Genomic DNA, 15,713 nt, shown 5'->3' with positions numbered 1-15,713 from the left:
CGGAATATAAAAACAAGGAGCGGTGATGTATTACGGGTTTGACATTGGCGGAACAAAGATTGCGTTAGGCGTATTTGACTCAACGCGGCGGCTACAGTGGGAAAAACGGGTTCCCACGCCTCATGCCAGCTATGGTGCCTTTTTAGACGCTGTGTGCGAACTGGTCGCGGAAGCCGACCAGCGATTTGGCGTAAAAGGGTCGGTAGGGATTGGCATACCCGGTATGCCGGAAACCGAAGACGGCACGCTGTACGCCGCGAATGTCCCGGCAGCCAGCGGTAAGCCGTTGCGCGCCGATCTCAGCGCCCGACTGGATCGCGATGTGCGTCTGGACAATGACGCTAACTGTTTTGCCTTGTCCGAAGCCTGGGATGATGAATTCACGCAATATCCTTTGGTTATGGGGCTTATCCTCGGCACCGGCGTCGGCGGTGGCCTGGTGCTAAACGGGAAGCCGATTACCGGTCAGAGCTATATCACCGGCGAGTTTGGCCATATGCGTTTGCCGGTTGACGCGCTAACGTTGATGGGGTTTGATTTTCCTCTCCGCCGTTGTGGATGCGGTCAGATGGGCTGCATTGAGAATTATCTGTCCGGGCGCGGGTTTGCGTGGCTATATCAGCATTATTATCATCAATCGCTGCAGGCGCCGGAGATTATCGCGTTGTGGGAGCAGGGCGATGAGCAGGCGCACGCGCATGTTGAGCGCTATCTGGATTTACTGGCGGTTTGTCTGGGGAATATACTGACGATTGTCGATCCCGATTTATTGGTGATCGGCGGCGGACTATCGAACTTTACGGCAATAACAACGCAACTGGCGGAAAGACTACCGCGCCATCTCCTCCCTGTTGCCCGCGCGCCGCGCATTGAGCGTGCGCGGCATGGGGATGCAGGTGGGATGCGCGGTGCTGCTTTTTTACATCTTACCGACTAATTAAAAAAAGAGGTTGTTATGCAGTCGCGTCGGTTTCATCGATTAAGCCGCTTTCGTAAAAATAAACGTCTGTTGCGTGAACGTCTGCGCCAGCGGATCTTTTTCAGAGACAGAGTGGTGCCGGAAATGATGGAAAACCCAAGAGTATTAGTCCTTACAGGTGCAGGAATTTCTGCAGAGTCTGGTATTCGTACGTTTCGCGCGGCGGATGGACTTTGGGAAGAGCATCGGGTTGAAGACGTGGCAACGCCGGAAGGATTCGCCCGTAATCCGGGGCTGGTGCAGGCATTTTATAATGCCCGCCGTCAGCAGCTTCAACAGCCGGAAATACAACCCAATGCGGCGCATCTGGCGTTAGCGAAGCTTGAAGAAGCGCTTGGCGATCGCTTTTTGCTAGTGACGCAAAACATCGACAATTTGCATGAACGCGCGGGCAATCGCAACATCATTCATATGCATGGCGAGCTGTTGAAGGTGCGCTGTTCGCAAAGCGGCCAGATTCTGGAATGGAACGGCGATGTGATGCCGGAAGATAAATGTCACTGCTGCCAGTTCCCGGCGCCGCTACGTCCGCACGTGGTGTGGTTTGGCGAGATGCCGCTTGGCATGGATGAAATTTATATGGCGCTGTCGATGGCGGATATTTTTATCGCCATTGGCACATCCGGTCATGTCTATCCGGCTGCGGGTTTTGTGCATGAAGCAAAACTGCACGGCGCACATACGGTGGAACTGAATCTTGAGCCAAGCCAGGTCGGCAGCGAGTTTGAAGAGAAGCACTACGGCCCGGCAAGCCAGGTTGTGCCGGAATTTGTTGATAAATTCCTGAAAGGGCTGTAGTGCTGTTTGCCCGGTAACGCCTTATCCGGCCTACATTTCACGTTACGTTCATCTGTAGGCCCGACAGGCGCTTTGGCTGAATTAGCGTCCTGCTTTTAGCTTCTGATAATACTCTTCATAAATGGCGCTGGCGTCGCCGACATCGTTTTGCCACTCGCCTTTGCTGATGGTTTGCGCATCCGGATAGAGCGACTTATCATTGGCGACCTCCGGGCTTAACAGCTTACGCGCCGCCAGGTTGGGGGTAGGGTAGCCGATGGTTTCTGCCACCTCTTTCGCGACGTCAGGACGCAGCAGGAAGTTGATTAGCTTCAGCGCGCCCTCTTTATTTTTCGCGTTTGCCGGAATAGCCAGGCTGTCCATCCAGAAAATACCGCCTTCTTTCGGCCAGACGACCTCCAGCGGCGTGCCAGCCTGACGAGCAACGAAGGCCGAACCGTTCCACACCATCCCCAGATTGACTTCCCCTTCCATATACGGATTCGCCGGATTATCGGAGTTGAAGGCCGCTACGTTCGGCATCAGTTTTTTCAACTCTTCATATGCCGCTTCGATCTCTTTCGGATCGGTAGTGTTACCGGAATAACCTAGCTTGCGCAGCGCCATCTGGAAGACTTCTCGCGCATCGTCGGTTAAAAGCAGGCTGTTTTTATATTCCGGTTTCCACAAGTCAGCCCAGCTGGTAATGGTTTTTGGATCGATAGCATCGCTGTTCACGCCAATCGCCGTTGCGCCCCAGATATACGGGACAGAATAATCGTTGTTGGGGTCAAACGGTTTGTTGAGCATTTCCGGATCGAGGTTGTGGAAATTGGTTAATTTCGACTTATCGATCTTCTGGATCATGCCTTCTTTGCGCATTTTGTCGACATAGTATGTAGAAGGAACAACCAGGTCATACGCGCCATCTTTATAGGTTTTGAGTTTGGCATACATGGTTTCGTTCGACTCGTAGGTCGAATAAATCACCTTAATGCCTGTCTCTTTAGTGAACTGTTCCAGCAGGCCCGGCGGTACATACTCAGTCCAGTTATAGAAATAGAGCGTGTCGTTGTCGGAGGCATGAGCGGCACTCATACCCAGCGCCAGGGCGCCCGCCGCGAGCAGGTGGCGTGACCATTTTTTCATTTAACGTCCCCTGAATTACGGGCCTTATCGGCCCTTGGTTTTATCACGAGCAATAAGCTGGCTGGCAATGACCATTACCAGAGACAGCACCAATAAAACGGTCGCCAGCGCGTTCACTTCTGGTGAAACGCCGACTTTTACCATGGAATAAATCTTTAAGGGTAAAATTTCATAGCCCGGCCCGGTGACAAACGACGAGACCACTACATCGTCCATCGACAACGTAAAGCTCAGCAACCAGCCCGCCGCCACCGCCGGCATCGCCAGCGGCAGAATGATTTTGCGTAAAATCGTTACCTCACTGGCCCCCAGGTCTTTTGCGGCTTCCAGCATTCTGACATCAAAGCCTTTCAGGCGCGAATAGACCGTGACGACCACAAACGGCAGGCTAAAGGTGATGTGCGAGAACAGCAACGACCAAAAGCCCAGTTGAATGCCGAGTAACATAAATAGCACCAGCAGGGAGATCGCCATCACGATATCCGGCGACATCATTACTACAAACAGCATCCCGCTGACGAATGGCTTCCCGCGAAAGCGGTAGCGATAAAGCGCCACCGCGGTTAACGAGCCAATCAACGTGGCGAAGGTCGCTGAGAAAATCGCCATCGTCAGTGAATGTTGAGCGGCCTGCAACAGACTGTCGTTATTGACCAGGAGTTCGTACCATTTAGTGGTAAAGCCCTGCCAGTTAATGCCGAACCGCGAACTGTTGAAGGAGTTCACGATCAGAATAATGATGGGAATATACAGATACGCATAGATGGCAGTCATGAAACCGCCACGGAGCAGCCGACCGATCATTCAAGTTCCACCTTCTTATTCAGAGGATGGGGTGCTTTTAGAGTATTGAAAATGATCAATTTTTTCTCTTCTCCAAAATCTCTCCAAAACGTCTCGCGGTTATCAGCAGCCAGGAAGAAGCAAGCTGCCGCTTGAAGCCGCGAATTTTACAACAAATTGCCAGACGAGCGGGAAAAAAAGGCCATTTAAATGACTATTCTCATCCGATCCGGTCATATGCGGCATTATTGCGCCTGGCAAGAGGTTACTCTGTAGGCAAACAGGAAGTACGTGAGTAAACCCTGAACGTGACGTCTGAGAAAGCGTCGTCTGATTTTACAAAAAACAACATAAACAGCCGCTTTGTTGTTCTGAGCGAACGTGTAGCGTGGTTAACTGTTCTTCCGCCATTTTTTGTATAGCCTGGGGGTCTATTCTAAAAATGGCGTGAAAAACCTGATCAGAGATGACTTCGACTATCTCAGCTAACATACTTTGGCTGGTGCTGGGGTCTGTTACGAGGAACGCCTGAAACGTCTTATCCGCCAGTAAAACCTCTTTTACCATTTTTTCAATAGGTATGTGGGTATGCGGTGGTGGTATTTCAAGCTGTTTTAATCCACACATCGCCATTGTTTCTAAAAATGCGTTTTGCTGAGTACTTTCGGATATATTCGCATGCTGTAAAATGCGCGTTGTCTTTTCAATCCCGGACTGAATTTTCGCTGCCAGGTAGGTTACCTTTTCTTGCGTTTTCCACTCATCTAAATGTCCTTTTCTCCATTCAGAATATAAATACCCCTCTATGTTGTCTAATGGAACCGATAATGTCGGCGCGCCAGCAAGATTGAGACATAATGTCGAAGGGAAGGGGTAATCTGCGATGTCGCTATATCTTCTATTAATCATGGCCGTCATTTGTGGATGCGATTTTAAAATATCCGGGCGATCTTTCATTAAAAAATAGACCTTCCCCATGACTTCGCAGCTAAAGGTATCGGTATTTTGAGTGATACGTAACAATTCGTTCTCTTCGTTTTGATCCATGATACGAAGAATCATGATGGCATCATTTTCATGAGGATTATGAACCTGAAATCTATCTCTTTGCGATGCGCAGGCTAATGCCTTCAACTCAAAAAAAATCTCTGTAAGCCGCTCTCGTGTGGGGGTGCAATCGGCAAACAACATCTCATGTAGACAACGGTCCGCTTTTGCTTTGCCAGTAGAAAAAAAGAGGTCTTTAATTTTTTCCCATAAAACTTTGCAACATGTTTCTTTCGTATTCCCTGGGGGATTGATAAGTATTTCGCTTTTTAAAAAACCATTCCCTATAGTAATCGGCATAATAATCTCACTTAAACTGGAGTAAAAATGACTACATAATTGATTAAATCGACCCTTTTTATCTCAACTGCGGGCGCATCAGATGTAATATAATATTTAAAAGAGACTGGCAATCAGTATAAAACCTGAGAGCTCCACGTATAAATGCATTACTGTCTGTGATAGCGTCGCTACAGGTAAAAGTAATAGAAGGCCTGCCGCAGATAATGCTGTAGATTTGAAATGCTGGCGGAAACTGCTTTCATGCGTTTTTTATGTCGGAGGCATGAAGTTTACCCTTGAATAAACTTCATGCCTGAATGCGCGTGAATTTGTTAGCGTTGCGCAATTAATCGCTTATATCACTCACCTTCTTATTCAACAAGCGGGAAGCCCGCCAGTAAATCAACAGCATGAGTCCCATCACAATGGTCAGCGTAATGCTGGTCGCCGCGCCAAACGGCCAGTCGCGAATATTCAGGAACTGTACCTTAATGACGTTACCAATCAGCAGGTTTTTCGCGCCACCCATTAAATCGGAGACGTAGAACAGGCCCATTGCCGGTAGCATCACGAGCAGGCAACCGGCGACAATGCCCGGCATGGTTAATGGAATAATGATGCGGATGAACGTTTGCATTTTACTGGCGCCGAGATCGCGTGCGGCCTCCAGTAGTGGTTTGTCGAGCTTCTCAATGCTGGAGTAGAGCGGCATGACCATAAATGGCAGCAAAATGTAAACCAGGCCGATAATAACGGCGCTCGGGGTGAACATGATGCGAATCGGCGTATCAATCACGCCCAGCCACAGCAGGAATTCATTGAGATAACCTTTAGTGCTCAGGAATATTTTTAGCCCATAGATGCGGATCAGTGAGTTGGTCCAGAAAGGAACGATCAGCAAAAACAGCAATAACGGACGTATCTTTTCCGGTAACTTCGCCAGGAACCAGGCAAAAGGATAGCCCAGCACCAGGCAGGAGAGGGTGGCGATCAGCGCCATATTCAGAGAGTGCAGGAGCACTTCAAAATAGAGCGGATCGAGCAGGCGCGCGTAGTTATCCAGCGTAAAGACCATCTTGACGAAACTGGCGTCGTCACGGGTCAGAAAGCTGGTGCCAATGATCATCAGGTTGGGCAGAAAAACAAACAACACAAGCCAACCGACGATAGTGACAATCACTACATTCTGGAATTTACTTGTGTTCTTCATCAGCCAGTACGACCTCCCAGCTTTCTACCCAACTAATGGCCATTTTTTGGTCAAGTGAATGGTCGAAGTCAGGATCGTCTTCGTTGAAGAATTCGCTGACCATCACCATTTTGCCATTTTCCAGTTCAACCACCGACTCCAGCGTCATACCTTTATAATTGCGCTCGCGCACGTAGCCGATAAGCCCTTCGATGTGGTTATCATCGTTGATCTCTTCGACGCGTAGATCTTCCGGTCGCAGCAGGACGTTCAGTTTTTGGCCCGGTTCGACAGCGAAATTGACGTATATATTGCACTCCCGACCTTCTACGCTGGCGCGGACGCGCTGTTCATCAAGCCGTTCAATGACGGTTGCGTCAAAGCGGTTAATTTCGCCGATAAAACCGGCGACAAACAGGTTTTTTGGCTCTTCATAGATTTCACGCGGCGTGCCGTCTTGCTCAATTACGCCATTACGCATTACCACGATACGATCGGACATGGTGAGCGCTTCTTCCTGATCGTGAGTGACAAAAACAAACGTGATACCGAGTTTACGCTGTAATGCTTTCAGCTCGTTCTGCATTTGTTTGCGCAATTTATAGTCCAGCGCGGAAAGCGATTCATCCAGTAATAACAGGCGAGGTTTATTCACCACCGCGCGAGCGATAGCCACACGCTGCTGCTGTCCGCCGGAAAGCTGGTGCGGTTTACGTTGTGCAAACTCTTCAAGCTGCACCATACGCAGCGCATCGGTCACGCGAGGCGCTATCTCGGCGGCTGGCGTTTTTTGCATTCGTAAGCCAAACGCGACATTTTCAAACACCGTCATATGCGGAAATAAAGCGTAGCTTTGAAATACGGTATTTACATAACGATTTTCGGCGGGAACGTGGGTGATATCCTGGTTATCCAACATGATATGCCCGGCATCAACGGTTTCCAGGCCGGCAATCAGGCGAAGAACGGTTGTTTTACCGCAGCCGGAAGGGCCAAGCAGCGTGAGGAATTCGCCATTGTTAATGGTCAAATCCAGCTGTGAAATGACCTCTTTGCCATCGAAACTTTTGCTAATTCCCGACAAAAGCACCAGCGGTGAAAGCGAACGCGGTTGATTATTCAATTTCTTACTCTGTCCCATGTAAACGCAACGGATGGCTGACCGCTGCGGGGTTTGTGGTTAACCACCTTAATCACTCTTAATGAGGGCGGTCATTCTACGGCAAACCACTGTGATCGCCAATCCTTGTTGCGAATTACTGACTTAGCTTTATAGTCAGAAAGCGTGTCAAAGTGAAATATTCTTGTTTGCAGGGATAAAAGTGACCTGACGCAATATTTGTCTTTTCTTGCTTATTAATAATGTTGTCACGAAAAGTGAGGGTGACTGCATGGATAAACTACTTGAGCGTTTTTTACACTACGTATCGCTGGATACCCAATCAAAGTCGGGTGTTCGGCAGGTTCCCAGCACTGAGGGGCAGTGGAAGTTACTACGTTTGCTCAAACAGCAGCTCGAAGAGATGGGGCTGGTTAACATTACATTAAGTGAAAAAGGGACGTTGATGGCGACGCTCCCGGCCAATGTTGAGGGGGATATTCCCGCCATTGGTTTTATCTCCCATGTGGATACCTCTCCGGATTTCAGCGGTAAAAACGTTAATCCGCAGATTGTCGAGAATTATCGCGGCGGCGATATAGCATTAGGGATTGGCGATGAGGTGTTGTCACCCGTGATGTTCCCGGTACTGCATCAATTACTGGGACAGACGCTGATTACTACCGATGGTAAGACATTGCTGGGCGCGGACGATAAAGCCGGCGTTGCGGAGATCATGACCGCGCTGGCGGTGCTGAAAGGTAATCCTATTCCCCACGGCGACATTAAAGTGGCGTTTACGCCTGACGAAGAGGTAGGGAAAGGCGCGAAGCACTTCGATGTCGAGGAATTTGGCGCGCAGTGGGCCTATACGGTCGACGGCGGCGGCGTGGGCGAACTGGAGTTTGAAAACTTCAATGCCGCCTCGGTGAATATCAAAATCGTCGGCAATAACGTGCATCCTGGTACGGCGAAAGGTGTGATGGTCAATGCGCTGTCGTTGGCGGCGAGGATTCACGCGGAAGTGCCGGCGGATGAAGCGCCTGAAACCACTGAAGGTTACGAAGGGTTTTATCATCTGGCCAGCATGAAAGGCACCGTTGACCGGGCCGAAATGCACTACATCATTCGCGATTTCGACCGTAAGCAGTTTGAAGCGCGTAAACGCAAAATGATGGAGATTGCCAAAAAAGTCGGTAAGGGGCTGCATCCGGACTGCTATATCGAACTGGTGATTGAAGACAGTTATTACAATATGCGCGAAAAAGTGGTTGAGCATCCGCATATTCTCGATATCGCCCAGCAGGCCATGCGTGACTGTCATATTACGCCGGAGATGAAACCAATTCGCGGCGGTACAGACGGGGCGCAACTGTCGTTTATGGGCCTGCCGTGTCCTAATCTCTTTACCGGCGGATATAACTATCATGGTAAACATGAGTTTGTGACGCTGGAGGGGATGGAAAAAGCGGTACAGGTGATTGTACGTATCGCGGAGCTGACGGCGAAGCGCGGCCAGTAGCGAATGTTACGCATTGTGGTGAAGCGTTTTATTATTTATGGCGGGATATTTTCCGCCATCAATTTTTCTGCCTGGAGCGCCGAAAATCCGCCTTCCTGGTCCCAGCGCCAGCAACAATCTGCAGCATGTTTTATGACCGGCGATGAAACCTGCATGACGTTTATTGATGATGCGGTGAGGCTGGCCTCGCGGCAATATGGCAAACGCTCAATACAGCTTGTTCGTAGCCTGCTATTACAAAGCGATATTTATCAATGGCTGGGTAAACCTGAATTAACGCCGCAAATGCTGCTGCGAGCGCGGGCAATCATGAAAACATTTCCGGCGGGCACTTATCCGGGCGATCGGGCCGATATGTTTGAACACCTTGCGGCCTTTAATGTTTACAGTGACGATCGCCATATAGAGTATTCATCTACAGAGCAGTGGCGATACGAGATCAAGGTTGATTACCGTCAGCGAATAGCCTGGCAAGAGCAGGCATTAACGTGGCGTCTTAAAGACAAAAAGGCATCGACGGAGGCATTGGTTTATACCTTAAACAGGATGCGCGACGCTTATTCTGATGCGCTGGAAGAGCGGGATGTCGAATGTGATAGTGCGCGTAAAGCCTATTATTTGGCGAAGATAGACGCAACGGAGCGGCAGTGGCTGAGCGTTATTTTACGAGATAAAACCTGGGATAATCGTGAGCGCGTCGCCTCTTTTTTGCAGCAGAAAGCGGATATTGCTTATAATGCAGGGCATATTAGCGAGGCGATTAATGCGCTAAGTCAGGTGCTAAAAATTGAGCAAACGCTTTATGGCGCCGAATTCGGCGAAATGACGGTTGACAGCAATAATCTTGCTGGCTTTTATGCACAGGGCCATCATTATAAGGAAGCGAAAGATCTCTACCTTAAACTTATCGCGTATTACCAGAGCCGTTTAACGCCAATGGCGACGGTAATATCACGATTACGCTTTTATTTGCCCGAAAACATCGACCTGGACAGTACCTCCCCCTATCTCCCATTGCTGGAAGAATATAAACGTCGGCAGTCTGACGTATCCATGGTGTTGTATGGTATTTCGCTGCTTTATCAGAATAATCAACAGCTTGAACAAGCAAAAGACTTTGCGGAACGCGCCTTTACGCTTGATGCCGTAGCTTATCCAGCAAAGATGCAGTATGAACGATTACAGCGACTGGCTAATATTGCCGAAGGTCTTGGCGATAACGTACTGGCGCGACGTTACCGACAATTGTCATTTCGCCATCGAATGGCCCACTCGATTTATCCGGGCGATCCGCAATATAACGATTTCGCCAAACCTGGCGGCGATCGTTGTGGATAGTTTGCGTCAGCCCGGCGGTCGCCGGGCATTGCGATGTTCTTATCCTTCGAAAAACCAGTATCCGCTATTCACCAGCGCCGCCAGCATCGCGAGGAAGGACGGGTCTTCCAGCGCATCGCCGAAGTTTTCAGCGGTCAGTGCAATATGACTGGCGAGCGCCTCCAGAGCGGGGCGATGCGGAGAGTCTATTTTTTCGCCATTCGCATAGACCTCATCGCCGATACGCAATACGCGAAGCCCGCCGAGACGTACTAATACCTCGCCTTGCTTTAAGGCATCGTAAATTTCATCAGGCTGATACGGCGGCTCCGGCGGCGCAATATCCAGTTCGTGGCGTGACTGAGAGAGAAACTCGCCAAGCCACTGTTGGAAATGCGCGGGTTGATTGATCAAATCGAGCATCATATTACGCAGTTTATCCATCTCCTGCGGCAGGATATCCGCCGGATGCTTGCGGGACGGCATATCCGGATCGCTGTAGTATGTATTGCCCAACTCCCGTTGCAGGACGTAATCGGCAAAACCGCTGATCAGCTCACGGCTATTGGGCGCGCGAAAACCGACCGAATAGTTCATGGCGTTTTCCAGCGCATAGCCTTCATGCGGGAATCCTGGCGGAATATACAGAATGTCGCCCGGCTCCAGCTCTTCATCAATAATGGCCTCGAACGGATCGACTTGTAACAGGTCGGGATGTGGGCAGTGCTGACGCATTTGCAGCTTTTCGCCCACGCGCCAGCGACGGCGACCGGTTCCCTGGATAATAAACACATCATACTGATCCAGATGCGGGCCAACGCCGCCGCCGGGAACGGAAAAGGAGATCATCAGATCGTCGATACGCCAGTCCGGCAGAGCGCGGAACGGGCGCATCAAGGCGGCGGTGGGTTCGTGCCAGTGGTTTACCGCCTGTACCAGCAGCGACCAGTTGCTCTCACCCAGATGATCGTAGCTTTCGAAAGGGCCATGGCTGACCTGCCATTTGCCATCCTGATGGCTAACGAGACGGCTGTCGATTTCGCTTTCCATCGCCAGCCCCGCCAGCTCATCCGGCGAGAGCGGATCGATAAAGTTGCTAAACCCACGTTTTAAGACCACCGGGCGTTTTTGCCAGTGGCGTTCAAGAAAGTCGGGCCAGTTAAGAGTTAATTGGTATTCCATGTTAAGTATCCGCAGGCTGGTATCTGACACCGATTATAACGGATGCTTAACGAGATGCGTGGAAGAACGCACAGAAATGTTTATTCCTCTTTCTGTGTGGGATGCTGTCGGCCAAAAACGACCTCCATACGGGCGCCGCCGAGCAGACTGTCGCTGGCAATGATCTGCCCGGCGTATTGTTCCGTAATCTCGCGCGCGACAGCCAGCCCCACGCCTTGTCCTGGTCGCAGGGTATCGGCGCGCTGACCGCGATCAAACACCAGGGAACGTTTGCTGTGGGGAATGCCTGGGCCGTCATCTTCGACGAAAATATGCAAATGATCGTCGGTCTGGCGAGCCGAAATCTCGACAAACTCCAGACAATATTTACAAGCGTTGTCCAGTACGTTGCCCATTACTTCGACAAAGTCGTTTTGTTCGCCGACAAAACTGATCTCTGGTGAAATATCCATACTGATATTCACCCCTTTACGCTGATAAACTTTATTGAGCGCGGAGATCAGGTTATCTAACAACGGCGCGACGGGATGCAGTTCGCGGCTTAACAATACGCCGCTACCGCGCATACTGGCGCGATGCAGATAATAGCCAATCTGCTGGGAAATCCGGCTGATCTGTTCCAGCATCACCGGTTCAGCTTTGCTGACGCTCATCTTTTCGTTGCGTAAAGAGCGTAACGTACTCTGCAAAACCGCGAGCGGCGTTTTTAAACTGTGCGTCAGGTCGGTCAGGGTCGTGCGGTATTTGTTATAACGTTCACGCTCGCTTTTGAGCAGTTGATTAAGGTTGCGCACAAGGCTGGTCAGCTCACGCGTCGTCTCCGGATTGAGCATTTCGCGGTGATGATCTTCAAGCTCGCGGACTTCCCGCGCCAGCGCCTCGATAGGGCGTAAGCTCCACCAGGCGGCGATCCACAGTAAAGGAATGACTAACAATAAATTGGCGGCCAGTACGTAAACGAACCAGCTCCACACCATATAGGAGCGTTTTAGCTCTATCGGAATGGTATCGACCACCACGATGGTTAACTGCGGCATCCGCGCCGTGGCAGGATAAATATTTACCGCTACCGAGTGGGTCATCTCCGCATCATCGTCATCTTCACGTACTTCTTTGAGTTTTTCCTGCGCGGAATGGTCCTCGCTCAACAGCGTGCTGGTGGCGTCTACGTTGGTTTCAATTTCATGGAAGCCGTTCGTTTTTAACCATTCCGGTTGAATGCTTTTAATCAGCCAGGGGATATTGCGCTGCGTCCATAATAATTTGCCCGTTTCATCGTAAATCAGCGTCATGGTCGGGCTTTGCATGTCCAGATTTTCAGGCAGCTCAACGCTGATTTTATTATTTTCCCATTTGGCGAGGGTATAAAACAGGTTGCTTTCGCCGCGCAGCAAACGAAAGGTGGTTTTATCAAAACTTACGCTATAGCCGACCAGCGCCACTATGCCATATGCCAAAGAAAGCACCAGCACGACGCCGGCTGTCGCCAGCAAAAAACGAACCCGCAGCGACAGCGGCAGAAAATGGCGAGCAAATTTATTCATTAGCGCAATTCAAAAAGATATCCTTGTCCGCGTACGGTGGTAATGACATCGTGCGGATACTGGGCCTGTATTTTTTTCCGCAGACGCCCCATGAGAACATCAATGGTATGACTTTCCCGCAGTTCCGCATCCGGATACAGCTGAAGCATCAGCGAATCTTTGCTGACCACTTTACCGTTGTTACGGATAAGCGTTTCCATAATGGTGTATTCGAACGCCGTGAGTTTGATGACCTCTTCATTGACGGATAATTCCCGGCGTGAGAGATCCACCTGGAACGGCGGGATGTTAATCACCTGGGAGGCCAGACCGCTATTACGGCGCATTAACGCCTGCATACGCGCCATTACCTCTTCGATGTGGAATGGCTTCGTCACGTAGTCATCGGCCCCGGAGCTGAGAACCTCGACTTTATCCTGCCAGCCTTCGCGCGCGGTTAACACCAGAACCGGCAGTGAAACATCACTGCTGCGCCAGCGGCGTATTAAGGAAAGGCCGTCTTCATCCGGCAAACCTAAATCGACAATAGCGATATCCGGAAGGTGTTCATTAAGGTAGTAATCAGCTTCCCTGGCATCTTCTGCGGCATCGACCTGGTGACCTGAATCCTGGAGCTGAACCTTCAGGTGGTGGCGTAATAATGCATTATCCTCTACAACCAGTACGCGCATCATCTCTTCTCCCTTGTGTTAACAATAAGAACAGTCTAGCGTTGATTATGGTGCTTTGGGGATAAACAGTTAATAAACCAGACAAATAGTCACCCTCTTTCTGAAGAAAAGAGGGTGAGGCACATATTATTTAAGTTCGTCGACCAGAGTCACAGCGCGACCGATATAATTTGCCGGCGTCATGGCTTTAAGGCGCGTTTTTTCTGCTTCCGGCAGGGCCAGACTATCAATAAACTGTTTCATTCCTTCGGCATCGACACGCTTGCCACGGGTCAACTCTTTCAGTTTTTCATATGGTTTTTCAATACCATAGCGGCGCATGACGGTCTGGATCGGTTCGGCTAATACTTCCCAGTTGTGATCCAGTTCGTCAAGCAGATGATCGCGGTTTACTTCCAGCTTGCTGACGCCCTTCAGGGTGGACTGATAAGCGATAAGCGCATAGCCGATGCCGACACCCAGGTTACGCAGGACGGTTGAGTCGGTCAGATCGCGCTGCCAGCGGGAAACCGGCAGTTTGTTTGCCAGATGGTGCAACACTGCGTTAGACAGACCGAGGTTGCCTTCTGAGTTTTCAAAGTCAATGGGGTTAACTTTATGCGGCATGGTAGAAGAACCGATCTCCCCGGCGATGGTTTTCTGTTTGAAATGGTTCAACGCAATATAGCCCCAGATATCGCGATCGAAATCGATCAGGATAGTGTTAAAGCGCGCGATACAGTCAAACAGTTCCGCAATATAATCATGCGGTTCAATCTGGGTGGTGTAAGGATTCCACTGGATGCCCAGCGAGGTGACGAACTCTTCGCTGAACTGATGCCAGTCAACTTCCGGATAGGCGGCGATATGCGCGTTATAGTTGCCTACGGCGCCGTTAATTTTACCGAGGATCTCCACCTGGTTGAGCTGGCGGAACTGACGCTCCATCCGATACGCCACGTTCGCCATCTCTTTACCCAGAGTGGAAGGTGTTGCCGGCTGGCCGTGGGTGCGGGAGAGCAGAGGAATATCGCGATACTGCGTGGCGAGATCTTTAACCGCGTTAATCACCTGACGCCAGTAAGGCAGGATCACTTCATCGCGCGCGGTTTTGAGCATTAACGCGTGCGACAGGTTGTTAATGTCCTCAGAAGTGCAGGCAAAGTGGATAAATTCGGAAACGTCATGTAGCGCCGGGATCGCGGCGACTTTTTCTTTCAGAAAATACTCAACCGCTTTCACATCGTGATTTGTGGTGCGCTCAATGGTTTTAATGCGCGCGGCATCTTCTTCATTGAAGTTTGCAACAAGCGTATCCAGGTAACCGTTTGCGTCGGCAGCAAAAGCAGGAACTTCCTTGATCGCTGCGTGCGCGGCTAATTTCTGCAGCCAACGTACTTCGACTTGTACACGAAATTTCAGCAAACCGTATTCGCTAAAAATTCCGCGCAGCGCGCTGACTTTATCGCCGTAGCGTCCATCGACAGGGGAAACGGCGGTCAGTGAGGATAATTCCATAGATCATAACTCCGGGGTTAAATGAGCAAGAATTTGTTTTGCCTGAGTCGTCAGGCGATGACGAGAAAACATAAGCTGTAGGCGACCACCGCCTACCTGATGCCAGAGCACGGCTGCACGGATGCCTGCCAGTAGCGAGGCGCGGACTTTGGCCTGCACCTGCGGACTTTGCAGAACGGCCGGGGAGCCCGTCACCTGAATGCGCGGGCCCAATGGGCTAATCACATCCACGTAGATGCCCGCCATGGCGCTCATTAACGTGTCTGACTGTAAATCAAAATGATCAAGCTGGCGCTGCAGGCCGTTAATGCGATCGCCTAACGTATTCAATGCGCCTTTGGCGGATGACAGCTTGCGCTCCAGCACCATCAGGCTAAGCGTATAACGCGTCAGTTCGGCGTTAAGTCCTTGTCGGCTGCTGGCATTCAGCACGCCGAGCAGTGTTTCCAGACCAAGACGCAGGTTAGCTTCGCTGCCGCCGAACACGCCCAGAGTAGAACTGGGATTCATATCAATGACACTGTTGAGTGAAACGTGCAACGCGTCGGCATCACAGTGCCCCTGGTGCGCCAGTTGTTGCACCAGGCGTGCCGACTGGCAAATGCCAGACAGCGCGAGGGTGATGTCATAATAATTCTTTGCCACAATCACTGCTTCCTTGTATCAAATAAAATA

Annotated in this window: 14 protein-coding genes; 4 read left to right on the top strand and 10 right to left on the bottom strand. The window is 50.5% G+C overall.

Features of this window, described 5'->3' with window-relative positions; genetic code table 11:
• Positions 1-25: 25 nt before the first annotated feature.
• Both nagK and cobB read left to right on the top strand, forming a co-directional pair.
• Positions 26-937 carry an N-acetylglucosamine kinase gene (gene nagK / locus NA197_RS02745; protein WP_000291319.1) on the top strand — a complete coding sequence of 304 codons (912 nt, stop codon included), beginning with the start codon at positions 26-28 and terminating at the stop codon, positions 935-937.
• 18 nt (positions 938-955) lie between these two features.
• Complete coding sequence (gene cobB, locus NA197_RS02740) at positions 956-1,777, top strand: Sir2 family NAD+-dependent deacetylase (protein ID WP_001191854.1); 822 nt, start codon at positions 956-958, stop codon at positions 1,775-1,777.
• A gap of 81 nt (positions 1,778-1,858) precedes the next feature.
• On the opposite strand, the gene potD is transcribed toward cobB, so the two are convergent.
• The 5 genes from potD to potA form a co-directional block, all read right to left on the bottom strand.
• Positions 1,859-2,905: a spermidine/putrescine ABC transporter substrate-binding protein PotD gene (gene potD / locus NA197_RS02735; RefSeq protein ID WP_000759329.1), complete on the bottom strand. Its 1,047-nt coding sequence runs from the start codon at positions 2,903-2,905 to the stop codon at positions 1,859-1,861.
• Positions 2,906-2,929: 24 nt separating this feature from the next.
• Positions 2,930-3,709, bottom strand: coding sequence for a spermidine/putrescine ABC transporter permease PotC (gene potC / locus NA197_RS02730; protein WP_000580299.1), 780 nt, complete (start codon positions 3,707-3,709; stop codon positions 2,930-2,932).
• A gap of 315 nt (positions 3,710-4,024) precedes the next feature.
• Positions 4,025-5,035 (bottom strand): SPI-2 type III secretion system effector SifA, encoded by a 1,011-nt coding sequence (gene sifA / locus NA197_RS02725; RefSeq protein WP_064043270.1) that lies wholly within the window; start codon positions 5,033-5,035, stop codon positions 4,025-4,027.
• Positions 5,036-5,363: 328 nt separating this feature from the next.
• Complete coding sequence (gene potB / locus NA197_RS02720) at positions 5,364-6,227, bottom strand: spermidine/putrescine ABC transporter permease PotB (RefSeq protein ID WP_000799391.1); 864 nt, start codon at positions 6,225-6,227, stop codon at positions 5,364-5,366.
• Positions 6,211-7,347, bottom strand: coding sequence for a spermidine/putrescine ABC transporter ATP-binding protein PotA (potA, locus tag NA197_RS02715; protein WP_000531607.1), 1,137 nt, complete (start codon positions 7,345-7,347; stop codon positions 6,211-6,213). The genes potB and potA overlap by 17 nt, the downstream gene beginning before the upstream one ends.
• Positions 7,348-7,597: 250 nt before the next feature.
• Between potA and pepT the strand changes: the two genes are divergently transcribed.
• Complete coding sequence (pepT, locus tag NA197_RS02710) at positions 7,598-8,827, top strand: peptidase T (protein WP_000359412.1); 1,230 nt, start codon at positions 7,598-7,600, stop codon at positions 8,825-8,827.
• 3 nt (positions 8,828-8,830) lie between these two features.
• Positions 8,831-10,165, top strand: coding sequence for a hypothetical protein (locus NA197_RS02705; RefSeq protein WP_064043269.1), 1,335 nt, complete (start codon positions 8,831-8,833; stop codon positions 10,163-10,165).
• A gap of 39 nt (positions 10,166-10,204) precedes the next feature.
• Here NA197_RS02705 and roxA read toward each other — a convergent pair whose 3' ends face one another.
• From roxA to hflD, 5 genes are all read right to left on the bottom strand, one after another.
• On the bottom strand, positions 10,205-11,326 hold the full coding sequence (gene roxA, locus NA197_RS02700) for a [50S ribosomal protein L16]-arginine 3-hydroxylase (RefSeq protein ID WP_000456514.1): 1,122 nt from the start codon (positions 11,324-11,326) through the stop codon (positions 10,205-10,207).
• An 80-nt stretch (positions 11,327-11,406) separates the two neighbouring features.
• Positions 11,407-12,870 carry a two-component system sensor histidine kinase PhoQ gene (phoQ, locus tag NA197_RS02695; RefSeq protein WP_001031687.1) on the bottom strand — a complete coding sequence of 488 codons (1,464 nt, stop codon included), beginning with the start codon at positions 12,868-12,870 and terminating at the stop codon, positions 11,407-11,409.
• Positions 12,870-13,541: a two-component system response regulator PhoP gene (gene phoP / locus NA197_RS02690; protein WP_001537766.1), complete on the bottom strand. Its 672-nt coding sequence runs from the start codon at positions 13,539-13,541 to the stop codon at positions 12,870-12,872. Before phoP ends, phoQ begins: the two co-directional genes overlap by 1 nt.
• A 126-nt stretch (positions 13,542-13,667) precedes the next feature.
• Positions 13,668-15,038 carry an adenylosuccinate lyase gene (purB, locus tag NA197_RS02685; protein ID WP_058115952.1) on the bottom strand — a complete coding sequence of 457 codons (1,371 nt, stop codon included), beginning with the start codon at positions 15,036-15,038 and terminating at the stop codon, positions 13,668-13,670.
• Between the two features lie 3 nt (positions 15,039-15,041).
• On the bottom strand, positions 15,042-15,683 hold the full coding sequence (hflD, locus tag NA197_RS02680; RefSeq protein WP_001519653.1) for a high frequency lysogenization protein HflD: 642 nt from the start codon (positions 15,681-15,683) through the stop codon (positions 15,042-15,044).
• Positions 15,684-15,713 lie beyond the last annotated feature (30 nt).

The sequence above is a fragment of the Salmonella sp. NW884 genome, from assembly GCF_051700745.1.
Lineage (GTDB): Bacteria > Pseudomonadota > Gammaproteobacteria > Enterobacterales > Enterobacteriaceae > Salmonella > Salmonella enterica.
Note: the sequence above shows the minus strand (reverse complement) of the source record. Positions and strands in the feature narration are given on the sequence as shown.